The sequence below is a fragment of the Pseudomonas sp. BIGb0176 genome, assembly GCF_024810175.1.
In the GTDB taxonomy this organism is placed as follows: Bacteria; Pseudomonadota; Gammaproteobacteria; order Pseudomonadales; family Pseudomonadaceae; genus Aquipseudomonas; species Aquipseudomonas protegens.
On record NZ_JANUEC010000002.1, the window covers coordinates 1,026,894 to 1,042,303 of the forward strand.

General features: G+C 64.3%; 12 protein-coding genes. 9 read left to right on the forward strand and 3 right to left on the reverse strand.

The genetic code is table 11. From position 1 onward, the window contains the following. Window positions 1-71: 71 nt before the first annotated feature. Together M2395_RS15765 and M2395_RS15770 are read left to right on the forward strand one after the other, a co-directional pair. Entirely contained in the window at window positions 72-1,277 is a 1,206-nt protein-coding gene (locus tag M2395_RS15765) for an aminotransferase class V-fold PLP-dependent enzyme (RefSeq protein ID WP_123430121.1), read from the forward strand. Further along, window positions 1,274-1,684 (forward strand): SufE family protein, encoded by a 411-nt coding sequence (locus tag M2395_RS15770; RefSeq protein ID WP_065364552.1) that lies wholly within the window; start codon window positions 1,274-1,276, stop codon window positions 1,682-1,684. The genes M2395_RS15765 and M2395_RS15770 overlap by 4 nt, the downstream gene beginning before the upstream one ends. An 82-nt stretch (window positions 1,685-1,766) precedes the next feature. On the opposite strand, the gene tcdA is transcribed toward M2395_RS15770, so the two are convergent. Next, the gene (gene tcdA, locus M2395_RS15775; RefSeq protein WP_015634325.1) at window positions 1,767-2,582 is read right to left on the reverse strand and encodes a tRNA cyclic N6-threonylcarbamoyladenosine(37) synthase TcdA; all 816 of its coding nucleotides are present in this window, start codon (window positions 2,580-2,582) and stop codon (window positions 1,767-1,769) included. Window positions 2,583-2,799: 217 nt separating this feature from the next. On the opposite strand from tcdA, the gene M2395_RS15780 reads away from it, so the two are divergent. From M2395_RS15780 to M2395_RS15795, 4 genes are all read left to right on the forward strand, one after another. After that, entirely contained in the window at window positions 2,800-5,391 is a 2,592-nt protein-coding gene (locus tag M2395_RS15780) for a glycosyltransferase (RefSeq protein ID WP_011059514.1), read from the forward strand. Between the two features lie 185 nt (window positions 5,392-5,576). Beyond that, a complete protein-coding gene (gene dapE / locus M2395_RS15785) occupies window positions 5,577-6,728 on the forward strand; it encodes a succinyl-diaminopimelate desuccinylase (protein ID WP_015634323.1) in 1,152 nt (383 codons plus the stop codon). Then, window positions 6,728-7,537 carry a putative RNA methyltransferase gene (locus M2395_RS15790; protein ID WP_123430120.1) on the forward strand — a complete coding sequence of 270 codons (810 nt, stop codon included), beginning with the start codon at window positions 6,728-6,730 and terminating at the stop codon, window positions 7,535-7,537. Before dapE ends, M2395_RS15790 begins: the two co-directional genes overlap by 1 nt. A gap of 85 nt (window positions 7,538-7,622) precedes the next feature. Next, window positions 7,623-8,000, forward strand: a complete 378-nt coding sequence (locus M2395_RS15795; RefSeq protein ID WP_011059511.1) for a hypothetical protein — start codon at window positions 7,623-7,625, stop codon at window positions 7,998-8,000. Window positions 8,001-8,103: 103 nt separating this feature from the next. On the opposite strand, the gene M2395_RS15800 is transcribed toward M2395_RS15795, so the two are convergent. After that, window positions 8,104-8,313 (reverse strand): cold-shock protein, encoded by a 210-nt coding sequence (locus tag M2395_RS15800; RefSeq protein ID WP_011059510.1) that lies wholly within the window; start codon window positions 8,311-8,313, stop codon window positions 8,104-8,106. Window positions 8,314-8,560: 247 nt separating this feature from the next. Here M2395_RS15800 and plsB point away from each other — a divergent pair, with 247 nt between their 5' ends. The 3 genes from plsB to M2395_RS15815 are packed head-to-tail and all read left to right on the forward strand — an operon-like array spanning window position 8,561 to window position 12,229. Then, window positions 8,561-11,065, forward strand: a complete 2,505-nt coding sequence (plsB, locus tag M2395_RS15805; protein ID WP_011059509.1) for a glycerol-3-phosphate 1-O-acyltransferase PlsB — start codon at window positions 8,561-8,563, stop codon at window positions 11,063-11,065. Between the two features lie 51 nt (window positions 11,066-11,116). Next, window positions 11,117-11,515, forward strand: a complete 399-nt coding sequence (locus M2395_RS15810; protein WP_123430119.1) for a YbaY family lipoprotein — start codon at window positions 11,117-11,119, stop codon at window positions 11,513-11,515. A 24-nt stretch (window positions 11,516-11,539) separates the two neighbouring features. Next, entirely contained in the window at window positions 11,540-12,229 is a 690-nt protein-coding gene (locus tag M2395_RS15815; protein ID WP_011059507.1) for a DUF4197 domain-containing protein, read from the forward strand. A 122-nt stretch (window positions 12,230-12,351) separates the two neighbouring features. Here M2395_RS15815 and M2395_RS15820 read toward each other — a convergent pair whose 3' ends face one another. Next, a complete protein-coding gene (locus tag M2395_RS15820; protein WP_011059506.1) occupies window positions 12,352-15,408 on the reverse strand; it encodes an efflux RND transporter permease subunit in 3,057 nt (1,018 codons plus the stop codon). Window positions 15,409-15,410: the final 2 nt, after the last annotated feature.

Sequence of the window (15,410 nt, forward strand, 5' to 3'; positions counted from 1 at the left end):
GATTCGGTTTCACTGGAACCGGCCAGGCGCTTATCATCGGCGCCCGGCCTGTTCAAACGAGTTCTGCCACCATGCTTGTAGCCTCCCCCTGGCGCGCCGACTTCCCGGCCATCGCCGCCCTGCATCGCCAGGACCAGACGTACCTGGACAACGCCGCCACCACGCAAAAACCCCAAGCCCTGCTGGACGCGCTGGCGCACTACTACGCCAATGGCGCGGCCAATGTGCATCGTGCGCAACACCTGCCCGGCGCCCACGCCACCCAAGCGTTCGAAGACAGCCGCAGCAAGGTCGGCCAATGGCTGAATGCCGGTGACAGTGGGCAGATCGTCTTCACCCACGGCGCGACCTCCGCGCTGAATCTTCTGGCCTACGGCCTGGAGCACCAATTTTCCGCGGGCGATGAAATCGTCATCAGCGCCCTGGAGCACCACGCCAACCTGCTGCCCTGGCAGCAACTGGCCCAACGTCGCGGTCTCAAGCTGATGGTCCTGCCCCTGGACCCGGACGGCCTGATCGACGTCGACGCGGCAAGCCGCTTGATCGGCCCGCGAACCCGTTTGCTGGCGGTGAGCCAGCTGTCCAACGTGCTTGGCGCCTGGCAACCCTTGACCCCACTGCTGGCCATGGCCAGGGCCCAGGGCGCACTGACGGTGATCGACGGCGCCCAGGGCGTGGTCCATGGCCGCCACGATGTACAGGCCCTGGGCTGCGACTTCTATGTGTTCTCCAGCCACAAGCTGTACGGCCCGGATGGGGTCGGCGTGCTGTTTGGCCGTCATGCAGCACTCAAGGGCCTGCGCCACTGGCAGTTCGGCGGTGAAATGGTCCAGGACGCCGATTACCAGCACGCCAGCTTCCGCCCCGCCCCCCTGGGGTTCGAGGCCGGTACGCCGCCGATTGCCGGGGTCATCGGCCTGGGGGCCACCCTGGATTATCTTGCCGGCCTGGATCAACAAGCACTGGCCGACCATGAAGCAGCGCTGCACGCCTACCTGCTGCACGGCTTGCAGGCGCGCAATGGCATCCGCCTGCTGGGCTCGCCGCAAGTGGCCCTGGTCAGTTTTGTCGTGGATGGGGTGCACAACGCCGACCTGGCGCACCTGCTGACCGAACAAGGCATTGCCGTACGCGCCGGGCATCACTGCGCCATGCCGCTGATGAAGAGCCTGGGGTTGGCCGGAGCGATTCGCGTGTCATTGGCGCTGTACAACGATTCCGAGGACCTGGAGCGTTTCTTCGAAGCCCTGGATCAGGCCCTGGAACTGCTGCGATGAGCCTGCCGGCGGATGCCGTCGCCGCCCTGGAGATTTTCCAGGGGGCTGCCGGCTGGGAACAGCGTGCGCGCCTGCTGATGCAATGGGGCGAGCGCCTGCCGCCCCTGAGCGAGGCCGACCGGGTCGAGGCCAACCGGGTGCACGGCTGTGAAAGCCAGGTCTGGCTGGTGGCGGCCCTGGAAAACGGTCATTGGCAGTTTGCCGCGGCCAGTGACGCGCGGCTGATTCGCGGGCTGGTGGCCCTGCTCCTGGCGCGGGTCAATGGCCTGACGGCACAGCAGTTGCGGGAAGTGGACCTGGCCGACTGGTTCAACCAGTTGGGCCTGTCGCGCCAACTCTCGCCTTCACGCAGCAATGGCCTGAACGCCGTCTTGCAACGCATGAGCGAACTGGCCAGCGCCCCCTAACTCCGTAGGAGCCTGCTTGCTGGCCAACAGGCCCATAAGCCTTGCACCCTCCTCGCGGCCCTCTTCTCTGGCAAGCCAGCTCCTACGGGGCGGCGGGTTTGCTGCGTTCCGACGGGCGGCGCACGCCGGCGACAATCTTGTCCACCGCCTTGGTCGCCGCCACCATGCCGAAGGTCGCGGTCACCATCATCACCGCGCCAAAGCCGCCGGCACAGTCGAGCTTGACGCCATCGCCGACAAAACTCTTCTGCAGGCAGATGCTGCCGTCCGGCTTCGGATAACGCAGCTGTTCGGTGGAAAACACGCAAGGCACGCTGTAGTGCCGGGTTACGGTGCGCGAGAAACCGTAGTCGCGGCGCAGGGTGGAACGCACCTTGGAGGCCAACGGGTCATTGAAGGTACGGTTCAGGTCGCAGACCTGGATCAGCGTCGGGTCGATCTGCCCCCCCGCGCCGCCGGTGGTGATGATCTGGATCTTGCGTCGCTTGCACCAGGCAATCAGCGCCGCCTTGGCATTGACGCTGTCGATGCAGTCGATCACGCAATCGATGTCTGGGGTGATGTACTCGGCCATGGTCTCGCGGGTGACGAAGTCCGGCACCGCGTGCACCTTGCAGTCCGGATTGATGCCGCGCAGGCGTTCGGCCATGACCTCGACCTTGGGCTTGCCCACAGTGCTGTCCAGCGCGTGCAACTGGCGGTTGCTGTTGCTGACGCAGACGTCATCGAGGTCGAACAGCGAGATCTCGCCCACCCCGCAACGGGCGATGGCTTCCGCCGCCCAGGAACCGACCCCGCCGACGCCGACGATCGCCACATGGGCCGCCCGCAGCCGCTCCAGGCCTTCAATGCCATACAAACGGGCGACGCCGGCAAACCGTGGATCTTCTGTACTCATGACCATCACCTAAAAAACCGGCGCGCATTATAGGGCCTCAACGCGACAAGTTTTAACCTTGAAGCTACAAGTAAAGAACTTAAACCCGAATACAGTGCCCAAGGTCTGGCTTTCCTCTGTGCGCTGTACGCTCAGTTGAGGGCCGGTGTAGGATGCCCGCCGTTTGGCGCCTGCCAACCCTTCCCTCGTTCCACACCTTTTGGAACCCGAAATAGCTATGTCATCGCGTAAATTTGGACTCAACCTGGTGATAGTGCTGGCCATTGCCGCGCTGTTCACCGGTTTCTGGGCGCTGATCAATCGCCCGGTCTCGGCCCCCGACTGGCCGGAACAGATCTCCGGTTTTTCCTACTCGCCTTTCCAGCAGGGCCAGTTCCCGCAGAAGGACCAGTACCCGTCCGACGATGAAATGCGTCGCGACCTGGAGATCATGAGCAAGCTGACCGACAACATCCGTACCTATTCGGTGGACGGCAGCCTGGAAGACATCCCGAGGCTCGCGGAAGAGTTCGGCCTGCGCGTGACCCTGGGGATCTGGATCAGCCCGGACCTGGAGCGCAACGAGCGGGAAATCATGCGTGCCATCGAACTGGCCAATACCTCCCGCAGCGTCGTGCGGGTGGTGGTGGGTAACGAGGCGATCTTCCGCAAGGAAATCACCGCCGACCAACTGTCGGTGATTCTCGACCGGGTGCGTGCCGCGGTAAAAGTTCCGGTCACCACCTCGGAGCAATGGCACGTCTGGGAGGAAAACCCGGGGCTGGCCAAGCACGTCGACCTGATCGCCGCGCACATCCTGCCCTACTGGGAGTTCATCCCGGTGGACAAGGCCGAGCAGTTCGTCCTCGACCGCGCCCGGGACCTGAAGAAGATGTTCCCAAAAAAACCGCTGCTGCTGTCCGAGGTCGGCTGGCCGAGCAACGGCCGCATGCGTGGTGGCGCCGACGCCAGCCCGGCGGACCAGGCGATCTACCTGCGTACCCTGGTCAACAAGCTCAACCGCCAGGGCTACAACTACTTTGTCATCGAAGCCTTCGACCAGCCGTGGAAGGCCAGCGACGAAGGTTCGGTGGGCGCCTACTGGGGCGTGTTCAACGCCGCGCGCCAGCAGAAATTCAACTTCGAAGGCCCGGTGGTCGCGATCCCGCAATGGCGGGTGCTGGCCATCGGCTCGGTGGTGCTGGCGCTGCTGTCGCTGACCCTGCTGATGATCGACGGCTCGGCCCTGCGCCAGCGCGGCCGGACCTTCCTGACCTTTATCGCGTTCCTCTGCGGTTCGGTGCTGGTGTGGATCGGCTACGACTACAGCCAGCAATACAGCACCTGGTTCAGCCTGACGGTGGGCTTCCTCCTGGCCCTCGGCGCGCTGGGGGTGTTCATCGTGCTGCTGACCGAGGCCCATGAACTGGCCGAAGCGGTGTGGATCCACAAGCGCCGGCGCGAATTCCTGCCGGTGGAGGGGGACTCCAGCTACCGGCCGAAAGTCTCGATCCACGTGCCCTGCTACAACGAGCCGCCGGAGATGGTCAAACAGACCCTCAATGCCCTGGCCAACCTCGATTACCCGGACTTCGAAGTCCTGATCATCGACAACAACACCAAGGACCCGGCGGTCTGGGAACCGGTGCAGGCCTATTGCGAGACCCTCGGCCCGCGCTTCAAGTTCTTCCACGTCGCGCCCCTGGCCGGCTTCAAGGGCGGTGCGCTGAACTATCTGTTGCCGCACACCGCCAAGGATGCCGAAGTGATCGCGGTGATCGACTCCGACTACTGCGTCGACCGCAACTGGCTCAAGCACATGGTGCCGCACTTCGCCGATCCGAAGATCGCCATCGTGCAGTCGCCCCAGGACTATCGCGACCAGAACGAAAGCACCTTCAAGAAGCTCTGCTACGCGGAATACAAAGGCTTCTTCCATATCGGCATGGTCACCCGCAACGACCGTGACGCGATCATCCAGCACGGCACCATGACCATGACCCGGCGCACAGTGCTCGAAGAGCTGGGCTGGGCCGACTGGTGTATCTGCGAAGACGCCGAGCTGGGCCTGCGGGTGTTCGAGAAAGGCCTGTCGGCGGCGTACCACCACGAAAGCTACGGCAAGGGCCTGATGCCCGACACCTTCATCGACTTCAAGAAGCAGCGTTTCCGCTGGGCCTATGGCGCGATCCAGATCATCAAGCGCCACACCGCCAGCCTGCTGCGCGGCAAGAACACCGAGCTGACCCGTGGCCAGCGCTACCACTTCCTCGCGGGCTGGCTGCCGTGGGTAGCGGACGGCATGAACATCTTCTTCACCGTCGGTGCCCTGCTGTGGTCGGCGGCGATGATCATCGTGCCGCAACGGGTCGACCCGCCGCTGCTGATCTTCGCCATCCCGCCGCTGGCGCTGTTCGTGTTCAAGGTGGGCAAGATCATCTTCCTCTACCGCCGTGCGGTGGGGGTCAACCTCAAGGACGCGTTCTGCGCGGCCCTGGCGGGCCTGGCCTTGTCCCACACCATCGCCAAGGCGGTGCTGTACGGCTTCTTCACCAGCAGCATCCCGTTCTTCCGCACCCCGAAGAACGCCGACAACCACGGCTTCTGGGTGGCGATCTCGGAAGCCCGGGAAGAGTTGTTCATCATGCTGCTGTTGTGGGGCGCGGCGCTGGGGATCTTCCTGGTGCAGGGCCTGCCGAGCAACGACATGCGCTTCTGGGTGACCATGCTCCTGGTGCAGTCTTTGCCTTACGTGGCAGCGCTGGTCATGGCCTTCCTTTCGTCGCTGCCAAAACCGGCGGAAGAAAGCCAGCCGGCTCCCGCAGCCTAAATCGATCCAAAGCACTAAACGGCGGCCTCTGGCCGCCGTTTTGCTTTAAGATATCCGCCATTTTACGCGCCCCGCCCAACCCTGTAGGAGCTGGCTTGCCAGCGAACCAAGCAACGCGGTGTATCGATTAAACCGCCCTCGCCGCCCCGCCGGCTCCTGCACAATGCCTTGCACCGGAGTTACCCATGACGGCCCATGCCGAGCTTTCGCCGACCCTGCAACTTGCCTGTGATCTGATCCGTCGCCCCTCGGTGACGCCGATCGACGCCGACTGCCAGAAGCTGATGATGCAGCGCCTGGGGGATGCCGGCTTCAAGCTGGAACCGATGCGCATCGAGGACGTGGACAACTTCTGGGCCAGCCATGGCCAGCATGAAGGCCCGGTGCTGTGTTTTGCCGGCCACACCGACGTGGTGCCTACCGGCCCGGTCCAGGCCTGGCAGAACGACCCGTTCGACGCTCTGATCGACGAGCACGGCATGCTCTGCGGCCGTGGCGCAGCGGACATGAAGGGCAGCCTGGCGGCCATGCTGGTGGCCGCTGAGCGTTTCGTCGCCGACTACCCGGACCACAAGGGCTCGGTAGCCTTCCTCATCACCAGCGACGAAGAAGGCCCCGCGCACCATGGCACCAAGGCCGTGGTGGAGCGCCTGGCGGCACGCAAGGAGCGCCTGGACTGGTGCATCGTCGGTGAGCCTTCGAGCACCAGCCTGGTGGGCGACGTGGTCAAGAACGGCCGCCGCGGCTCCCTCGGCGCCAAGCTCACCGTGCGCGGGGTACAGGGCCACGTGGCCTACCCGCACCTGGCGAAGAACCCGATCCACCTGGCGGCCGCAGCCCTGGCGGAGCTGGCGGCGGAGCACTGGGATGACGGCAACGCCTTCTTCCCACCCACCAGTTTCCAGATCTCCAACCTCAATTCCGGCACCGGCGCCACCAACGTGATTCCCGGTGAACTGACCGCGCTGTTCAACTTCCGCTTCTCCACCGAATCCACGGTGGAAGGCCTGCAGCAGCGGGTCGCGGCCATCCTCGACAAGCACGGCCTGGACTGGCATGTGGAGTGGGCCCTGTCCGGGCTGCCGTTCCTCACCGAACCCGGCGCCCTGCTGGACGCGGTATCGGCCAGCATCAAGCAGGTCACCGGGCGCGACACCAAGGCCTCCACCAGTGGCGGCACCTCCGACGGGCGCTTCATCGCCACCCTGGGCACCCAGGTGGTGGAACTGGGCCCGGTCAACGCCACCATCCATCAGGTCAACGAGCGGGTACTGGCCAGCGACCTCGATGTGCTGACCGAAATCTACTACCAGACCCTGATCAAGTTGCTCGCCTGATGCTTGCCTGTCCTCTCTGCAGTGCCCCGCTGAACGCCGTGGACAACGGCGTGGTCTGCCCGGCCGGGCATCGCTTCGACCGTGCACGCCAGGGCTACCTGAACCTGCTGCCGGTGCAGCACAAGAACAGCCGTGACCCGGGCGACAACCAGGCCATGGTCGAGGCCCGCCGCGACTTTCTCAACGCCGGGCACTACGCCCCGGTGGCCCGGCGCCTGGCGGAGCTGGCGGCAGAACGCGCGCCCCAGCGCTGGGTCGACATCGGCTGTGGCGAGGGTTACTACACCGCGCAACTGGCCCAGGCCCTGCCCGCTGCCGATGGCTACGCCCTGGATATTTCCCGGGAGGCGGTGAAGCGCGCCTGCCGTCGTGCCCCGCAACTGACCTGGATGGTCGCCAGCATGGCGCGCATCCCCCTGGCGGACGCCAGCTGCCAGTTCCTGGCCAGCGTCTTCAGCCCCCTCGACTGGCTGGAGGCCAAGCGCCTGCTCAGCCCCAGCGGCGGCTTGATGAAGGTAGGTCCCACCAGCGGCCACCTGATGGAACTGCGCGAACGCCTGTACGACGAAGTGCGCGAATACACCGACGACAAGCACCTGGCCCTGGTGCCCGAAGGCATGGCCCTGGCCCACAGCGAAACCCTGGAGTTCAAGCTGCACCTGGAACGCCCGCAAGACCGCGCCAACCTGCTGGCCATGACGCCCCATGGCTGGCGCGCCAGCGCCGAGCGCCGCGCCGCGGTGATCGAGCAGGCCGAGCCTTTCGAGGTCAGCGTATCGATGCGCTACGATTACTTCGTGCTGCAATAACCCACTAAAACCCAAGGCCCCGAGCCTGTGCTCGCGGCCGAAGAAATCCGCGAATGGATTTTTCAGACCGGCAATGAGGACATCCATGCGCCAGCCCGATATCGAGATTTACCTGAAAGACGCCGACGTCGACTACAAGGCCATCGCCGCCTGGCTGGGCGCCGTGCTTGGCCCGTGCAGCGACTGGGTACAAAAAGGCCAGACCTACAAATGCACCGCCGGCCAGGTGCCCGTGACCTGGCTGCCCAAGGCCGTGGGCAAGTGGAACAGCCTGTACCTGGAAAGCGACCAGACCCCGTGGGATGACGACATCGCCTGCGCCCGCGCCGCCTTTGCCGCGTTGAATGTGGAGGTGCGCTGCGCACCGGGCAGCTGGGTCGAGGAAGAGGGTGAAGAGTCCGCCGATCGCTGGATTCGCATCAGCGCCGACGGTGAAGAAGAGATTACCTGGCGCACTGCCTGAACAGTGCATACCCGTAGGAGCCGGCTTGCCGGCGAAGAGGCCTTCAAGACTTGCGTTCGATAGACGGGCGCCTTCGCTGGCAAGCCAGCTCCTACAGGGTGGGTTACAGGCCGACGACGTCTTCGGCTTGCAGACCTTTCTGGCCTTCGACCACAGCGTATTCCACCTGCTGGCCTTCGGTCAGGGAGCGGTGGCCTTCGCCACGGATCGCCCGGTAGTGGACAAATACGTCCGCCCCGCCTTCACGCTGGATAAAACCGTAGCCCTTGGCGTCGTTGAACCACTTCACGTTGCCTGTCTCACGAGTAGTCATGAATCCATACCTCATTTTTTTATTATTGGATTGGCGCACTGCAACCAAACCCTGAGAACTTTCCCCCAGCCTGCCTCTCTATGAGTGAAAGCGATACGACCGCGGGAGAGTCGGCCGAGTATATGACAGGCGTAAAAACTCTCAACTCAATCTTGTTTCGGCGCTTTTTTGCCGATTTTCGGCGAATCCGGCACACTACCGGCCCCGAGCAGTTGCTCGGTTTTCTACTCACTCACGCAGAAGCCGTATGACCCGCTCCCCGATCCGCCGTCTTGTGTTTGGCACCTTGCGCCGACTGCTGTACCTCTGGGTCCGCTCGGAAACCATCAACCAGTCGTCCTTCACCCTCGACCTCGACCGCAGCCGACCGGTGTTCTACGTCCTGCAAAACCCGTCCCTGACCGATCTCGCCGTGGTCGATACCGAATGCACCAAGGCCGGGCTGCCACGTCCGGTACTGCCGGTGTCGGTAGGCAACCTGCTGGAACCGGCGGCCTTCTTCTACCTGACCCCGGAGCCCGACTGGCTTGGTCGCCAGGACAAGCGCGGGGCGCCACCGACCCTGACCCGGCTGGTCAGCGCCCTGACCCAGAATGCCGCCGAAGATGCACAGATCATTCCGGTCAGCGTGTTCTGGGGCCAGTCGCCGGACAGCGAATCGAGCCCGTGGAAGCTGCTGTTCGCCGACAGCTGGGCGGTCACCGGGCGCCTGCGCCGGCTGCTGAGCATCATGATCCTGGGACGCAAGACCCGGGTGCAGTTCTCCGCACCGATCAACCTGCGCGAGCTGATCGAGCACAACAAGGGCCACGAGCGCACCGTGCGCATGGCCCAGCGCATCCTGCGGGTGCACTTTCGCAACCTCAAGGCTGCGGTCATCGGCCCGGACATTTCCCACCGGCGCAACCTGGTCAAGGGCCTGCTGAACCAGCCCCTGGTGAAACAGGCGATCCTCGACGAGGCCGAGCGCGAAAAGATTTCCCCGGAAAAAGCCAAGGCCCAGGCCCTGCGCTACGGCAACGAGATCGCCTCGGACTACACCTACACCGCGATCCGCTTCCTGGAAGTGGTGCTGAGCTGGTTCTGGAACAAGATCTACGACGGGATCAAGGTCAACCACCTCGAAGGCGTGCAGAAGATCGCCCAGGGCCACGAAGTGATCTACGTGCCCTGCCACCGCAGCCATATCGACTACCTGCTGCTGTCCTACCTGCTGTTTCGCAACGGCCTGACCCCGCCGCACATCGCCGCCGGGATCAACCTCAACATGCCGGTGATCGGCGGCCTGCTGCGTCGCGGCGGGGCCTTCTTCATGCGCCGCACCTTCAAGGGCAACCCGCTCTACACCTCGGTGTTCAACGAATACCTGCACACCTTGTTCACCAAGGGTTTCCCGGTGGAGTACTTCGTCGAGGGCGGCCGTTCGCGCACCGGGCGCATGCTGCAACCCAAGACCGGGATGCTGGCAATCACCCTGCGCAGCTTCCTGCGCTCCTCGCGCATGCCCATCGTCTTCGTACCGGTGTACATCGGCTATGAAAGGGTGCTGGAAGGCCGGACCTACCTGGGCGAGCTGCGCGGCGCGAGTAAGAAGAAAGAGTCGATTTTCGACATCTTCAAGGTCATCGGCGCCCTCAAGCAGCGCTTCGGCCAGGTGGCGGTGAACTTCGGCGAACCGATCAAGCTGGCGGAATTCCTCGACCAGGAACAGCCGGACTGGCGGACCCAGGAGCTGGGCCCGCAGTACCGCCCGGCCTGGCTCAATGAAACCACCAACCGTCTCGGCGAGCGGGTGGCCCAGCACCTCAACGAAGCCGCGGCGATCAACCCGGTGAACCTGGTGGCCCTGGCCCTGCTTTCCACCACCCGCCTGGCCCTGGACGACCGCGCCATGGCGCGGGTCCTGGACCTGTACCTGGCACTACTGCGTCGCGTGCCCTACTCGCCCCACACCACCTTGCCCGAAGGCGACGGCCGGGCTCTGATCCAGCACGTCAAGGACATGGACCTGCTGGCCGAACAGAGCGACGCCCTGGGCAAGATCCTCTACCTGGACGAGCAGAACGCCGTCCTGATGACCTACTACCGCAACAACGTGCTGCACATCTTCGCCCTGCCGGCGTTGCTGGCGAGCTTCTTCCAGAGCTCGTCGCGCATGAGCCGCGAACAGATCCTGCGTTATACCCGCGCGCTTTATCCCTACCTGCAATCGGAGCTGTTCATCCGCTGGCCGCTGGATGAGCTGGACGCGGTGGTGGACCAGTGGCTGGAGGCCTTTGTCGAACAGGGCCTGCTGCGCTTCGAGAAGGACCTGTACCAGCGTCCGGCCCCGAGCTCGCGGCATTTCGTCCTGCTGACCCTGCTGTCCAAGAGCATTGCCCAGACCCTGCAACGCTTCTACATGGCTATTTCCCTGTTGCTCAACAGCGGCCAGAACAGCATCAGCGCCGAGGAGCTGGAAGACCTGTGCACGGTCATGGCCCAGCGCCTGTCGATCCTGCATGGCCTCAATGCCCCGGAGTTCTTCGACAAGAGCCTGTTCCGCCACTTTATCCAGACCCTGCTGGACCAGGGTGTGCTGCGCCGCGACGAAGCCGGCAAGCTGAGCTACCACGAAGCGCTGGGGGAGCTGGCCGAAGGTGCCGCCAAGCGCGTGCTGCCGGCAGAAATTCGCCTGTCGATCCGCCAGGTCGCCCTGCACCGCAGCGAAGACGCCGCCGACCAGCTCGCGGCACCTGCGCAAAACGACTAGATTCTTACGGGCGCCGGAGCAGCTGCGGCGCCCTCGATACGGAGATCCGCGATGAAAAAGCTCAGCCTGCTGGCCGCCACCGCGCTGCTCGGCGCTTGCCAGTCCATGAATCCCGCTGCCAAGGCCAGCCTCGACGGCGAAGTCTTCTACTTGCAGCGCATCGCCCTGCCTCCGGCCGCCACCCTGAGCGTGAGCCTGCAGGACGTGTCACTGGCCGACGCCCCTGCCGTGGTCCTGGCCGAGCAGAGTGGTCCGGTCAAGGGCCAGGTGCCGCTGCCCTTTCACCTCAGCTACGACCCGGCCCAGGTCAAGCCCGGCCACCGCTATTCGGTCAGCGCGCGGATTGAAGTGGCTGGCCAGCTGGTCTTCATCACCACCGAAAACAACACCGTTAAACTCGACGGCAGCGACCCGCAGCCCTTGAAGCTGCGGGTCGACGCTGTTCGTTAATTCTTATTGCACAAGGAAGCCGCCATGCTCCGTACTTCGCTTCGTTTCACCAGCCTGTGCGCTGGTCTGTTGATCTCCGCCAGCGCCCTGGCCCTGTCCCTGAGCGACCTGTCCCAGGGTGACGCCAGCGGTGGCCTGAAAGATGCCCTGACCCAGGGTGCGCAGATCGCCGTCAAACAGCTGGGCACCCCAGGTGGTTTCAGCAACAACCCCGAGGTGCGCATCGAGCTGCCAGGCAACCTGGGCAAGGTCGCGAAAAAAATGAAACAGTTCGGCATGGGCGACCAGGTCGATCAGCTTGAAACCAGCATGAACAAGGCTGCCGAGGCCGCTGTCCCGCAAGCCCAGGCCCTGTTGGTGGATGCCGTGAAGAAGATGACCGTGGCTGACGCCAAGGGCATTCTTGCCGGCGGCAAGGACTCCGCCACCCAATACCTGGACAAGAGCAGCCGCGAGCAGATCCGCGCCAAGTTCCTGCCGATCGTCAAGCAGGCCACTGACCAGGTCGGCCTGGCCAAGCAGTACAACTCCTTCGCCGGCCAGGCTGCGACGCTCGGCGTGCTGGATGCCAAGAGCGCCAACATCGAGAGTTACGTGACCGAACAAGCCCTCAATGGCCTGTTCGAAATGATCGGCAAGCAGGAAGAAACCATTCGCCAGAACCCGGCGGCAGCCGCCACCAGCCTGGCCAAGAAAGTCTTCGGCACCCTGTAAGCCTCCCCGCTACCTGTAGGAGCCAGCTTGCTGGCGAAGACGTCGCCAGGACAAGCGCCTGCCCCAAGGGCCTCTTCGCCGGCAAGCCGGCTCCTACAGGATGTATTCCCGCATACCGGTTCCTAGGTTTTCTTGACCCTGAACCAGGCCGCATACAGCGCCGGCAGGAACAACAGGGTCAGCGCCGTCGCCACGATCAGCCCACCCATGATGGCCACTGCCATCGGCCCGAAGAACACACTGCGCGACAGCGGGATCATCGCCAGCACCGCCGCCAGGGCGGTCAGCACGATGGGCCGGAAACGCCGCACCGTGGCTTCGATGATCGCATCCCAGGGCTTGTGCCCCGCCTTGATGTCCTGCTCGATCTGGTCCACCAGGATCACCGAGTTGCGCATGATCATCCCCGACAGGGCAATGGTCCCGAGCATGGCCACGAAGCCGAAGGGCTGGCGGAACACCAGCAGGAACAAGGTGACCCCGATCAATCCCAGGGGCGCCGTGAGGAACACCATGGCCGTGCGCGAGAAACTGCGCAGCTGGATCATCAGCAAGGTCAGCACCACCACGATGAACAGCGGCACGCCGGCCTTCACCGAGTTCTGGCCCCGGGTCGAGTCCTCGACCGTGCCACCCACTTCCAGCAGGTAACCATCGGGCAGCTCGGCGCGAACCGGCTCCAGGGTCGGCAGGATCTGCTGCACCAGGGTCGCCGGCTGCTCCTTGCCGTAGATGTCGGCGCGCACGGTGACGTTGGGCAGGCGGTTGCGGTGCCAGATCACCCCTTCCTCGAAGCCGTACTCCAGGGTCGCCACCTGGGACAGGGACACGCTCTGGCCATTCTCGGTAGGCACCGCCAGGCTCGGCAGCAACGACAGTTCGGTGCGTTCCTCGCGGGTACCCCGCAGCAGGATCTCGATCAACTCGTTGTCTTCCCGGTACTGGCTGACGGTGGAGCCGATCAGCGAACTCTGGAGGAATTTCGACAGGTTGGCGGTGCTCACTCCCAAGGCCCGGGCCCGGTCCTGGTCGATGTTCAGGTAGACCACCTTGCTGGGCTCTTCCCAATCCAGGTGCACGTTGACCACATGGGGGTTCTCTCGCACCTTGGCCGCTACCTTGCGCGCCAGGGCGCGGACTTCCTCGATGTGCTCGCCGGTGACCCGGAACTGCACCGGGTAGCCCACGGGCGGCCCGTTCTCCAGGCGCGTGACCCGCGAGCGCAGCGCCGGGAACTGCTCGTTGAGGGTTTCGATCAACCAGCCGCGCAGCTCTTCACGCTCCTCGATGCTCTTGGCCAGCACCACGAACTGGGCAAAGCTGGTGGCCGGCAGTTGCTGGTCCAGCGGCAGGTAGAACCGCGGCGAACCGGTGCCCACGTAGGCCACGTAGTTGTCGATGCCCGCATGCTCCTTGAGCAGGGCTTCCAGGCGCTTGACCTCATCGGCGGTGTTGCTCAGGGACGCGCCTTCCGCCAGCTTCAGGTCGACCATCAGTTCCAGGCGACCCGAGGCCGGGAAGAACTGCTGGGGAACGAAACGGAACAGCATCACCGAGCCTACGAACAGCAGGATGGTCAGGACGATCACCGTCTTGCGCCGCTCCACGCACCAGCCCACTACCCGCCGGACCCGCTGGTAGAAGGGTGTACCGTGGGGATTGGATTCGGCGCCGTGCTTGGCGGCGTGGATCTTCGCCAGGTCCGGCAGCAGTTTTTCCCCCAGGTACGGCACGAACACCACGGCTGCAATCCACGAGGCCACCAGGGCAATGGTCACCACCTGGAAGATCGAACGGGTGTATTCGCCCGTGCCGGACTGGGCCGTGGCGATCGGCAGGAAGCCCGCCGCAGTGATCAGGGTGCCGGTGAGCATGGGGAAGGCGGTACTGGTCCAGGCGAAGCTGGCGGCCTTGATCCGGTCGAAGCCCTGCTCCATCTTGATCGCCATCATCTCTACCGCAATGATCGCGTCGTCCACCAGCAAGCCCAGGGCCAGCACCAGCGCCCCCAGGGAAATCTTGTGCAGGCCGATCCCCAGGTAGTACATGGTGGCGAAGGTCATCGCCAGCACCAGGGGAATCGCCAGGGCCACCACCATCCCGGTCCGCACTCCCAGGGAGAAGAAACTCACCAGCAGCACGATGATCAGGGCCTCGGCCAGCACCCGGACGAACTCGCCCACCCCAGTCTTCACCGCCGCCGGCTGGTCGGACACCTTGCGCAGTTCCATCCCCGCCGGCAGGCTTTTCTGCAGGCGCGAGAACTCGCCTTCCAGGGCCTTGCCCAGCACCAGGATGTCACCCCCCTCCTTCATCGCCACAGCCAGGCCGATGGCGTCTTCACCCATGAAGCGCATGCGCGGCGCGGGCGGATCGTTGAAACCACGACGCACGTCCGCCACATCACCGATGCGGAAGGTACGACCGGCGACGCGGATCGGGAAATTGCGGATCTGCTCCACGGTCTGGAAATTGCCCGACACCCGCAGTTGCACCCGCTCGCTCGGAGTCTCGAAGAACCCGGCGGTGGACACTGCGTTCTGTTCTTCCAGGGCCTGCTGCACCGCCGCCAGGGGCAGGCCCAGGGTCGCCAGCTTGACGTTGGACAGCTCGATCCAGATTTTCTCGTCCTGCAGGCCCAGCAGGTCGACCTTGCCCACGTCCTTGACCCGTTGCAGCTGGATCTGGATGCGGTCGGCGTAGTCCTTGAGTACCGCGTAGTCGAAGCCCTGCCCGGTCAACGCATAGATATTGCCGAAGGTGGTGCCGAACTCATCGTTGAAGAACGGCCCCTGGATACCGGGCGGCAGGGTCTGCCGGATATCGCTGATCTTCTTGCGTACCTGGTACCACAGCTCGGGAACCTCGTTGGAGTGCATCGAGTCCCGGGCGATGAAGGTCACCTGGGACTCCCCCGGCCGCGAGAAGGACACGATGCGGTCGTACTCGCCCGTCTCCATCAGCTTCTTTTCAATGCGCTCGGTGACCTGGCGCGAGACTTCCTGGGCCGTGGCCCCGGGCCAGTTGGTGCGGATCACCATGGCCTTGAAGGTGAAAGGCGGATCCTCGCTCTGCCCCAGCTTGGTGTAGGACAGCGCACCGACAATGGCCAGCAGCAGCATCAGGAACAGAACGATCTGGCGATTGCGCAACGCCCAGGCGGAAAGGTTGAAACCCATCG

Excerpts from the sequence above, each read along its gene's own strand:
- M2395_RS15765 (WP_123430121.1), top strand. The coding sequence starts at position 72 with ATGCTTGTAGCCTCCCCCTGGCGCGCCGACTTCCCGGCCATCGCCGCC.
- M2395_RS15770 (WP_065364552.1), top strand. The coding sequence starts at position 1,274 with ATGAGCCTGCCGGCGGATGCCGTCGCCGCCCTGGAGATTTTCCAGGGG.
- M2395_RS15795 (WP_011059511.1), top strand. The coding sequence starts at position 7,623 with ATGCGCCAGCCCGATATCGAGATTTACCTGAAAGACGCCGACGTCGAC.
- M2395_RS15820 (WP_011059506.1), bottom strand. The coding sequence starts at position 15,408 with ATGGGTTTCAACCTTTCCGCCTGGGCGTTGCGCAATCGCCAGATCGTT.
- M2395_RS15790 (WP_123430120.1), top strand. The coding sequence starts at position 6,728 with ATGCTTGCCTGTCCTCTCTGCAGTGCCCCGCTGAACGCCGTGGACAAC.
- M2395_RS15815 (WP_011059507.1), top strand. The coding sequence starts at position 11,540 with ATGCTCCGTACTTCGCTTCGTTTCACCAGCCTGTGCGCTGGTCTGTTG.
- tcdA (WP_015634325.1), bottom strand. The coding sequence starts at position 2,582 with ATGAGTACAGAAGATCCACGGTTTGCCGGCGTCGCCCGTTTGTATGGC.
- plsB (WP_011059509.1), top strand. The coding sequence starts at position 8,561 with ATGACCCGCTCCCCGATCCGCCGTCTTGTGTTTGGCACCTTGCGCCGA.
- M2395_RS15800 (WP_011059510.1), bottom strand. The coding sequence starts at position 8,313 with ATGACTACTCGTGAGACAGGCAACGTGAAGTGGTTCAACGACGCCAAG.
- M2395_RS15810 (WP_123430119.1), top strand. The coding sequence starts at position 11,117 with ATGAAAAAGCTCAGCCTGCTGGCCGCCACCGCGCTGCTCGGCGCTTGC.
- M2395_RS15780 (WP_011059514.1), top strand. The coding sequence starts at position 2,800 with ATGTCATCGCGTAAATTTGGACTCAACCTGGTGATAGTGCTGGCCATT.
- dapE (WP_015634323.1), top strand. The coding sequence starts at position 5,577 with ATGACGGCCCATGCCGAGCTTTCGCCGACCCTGCAACTTGCCTGTGAT.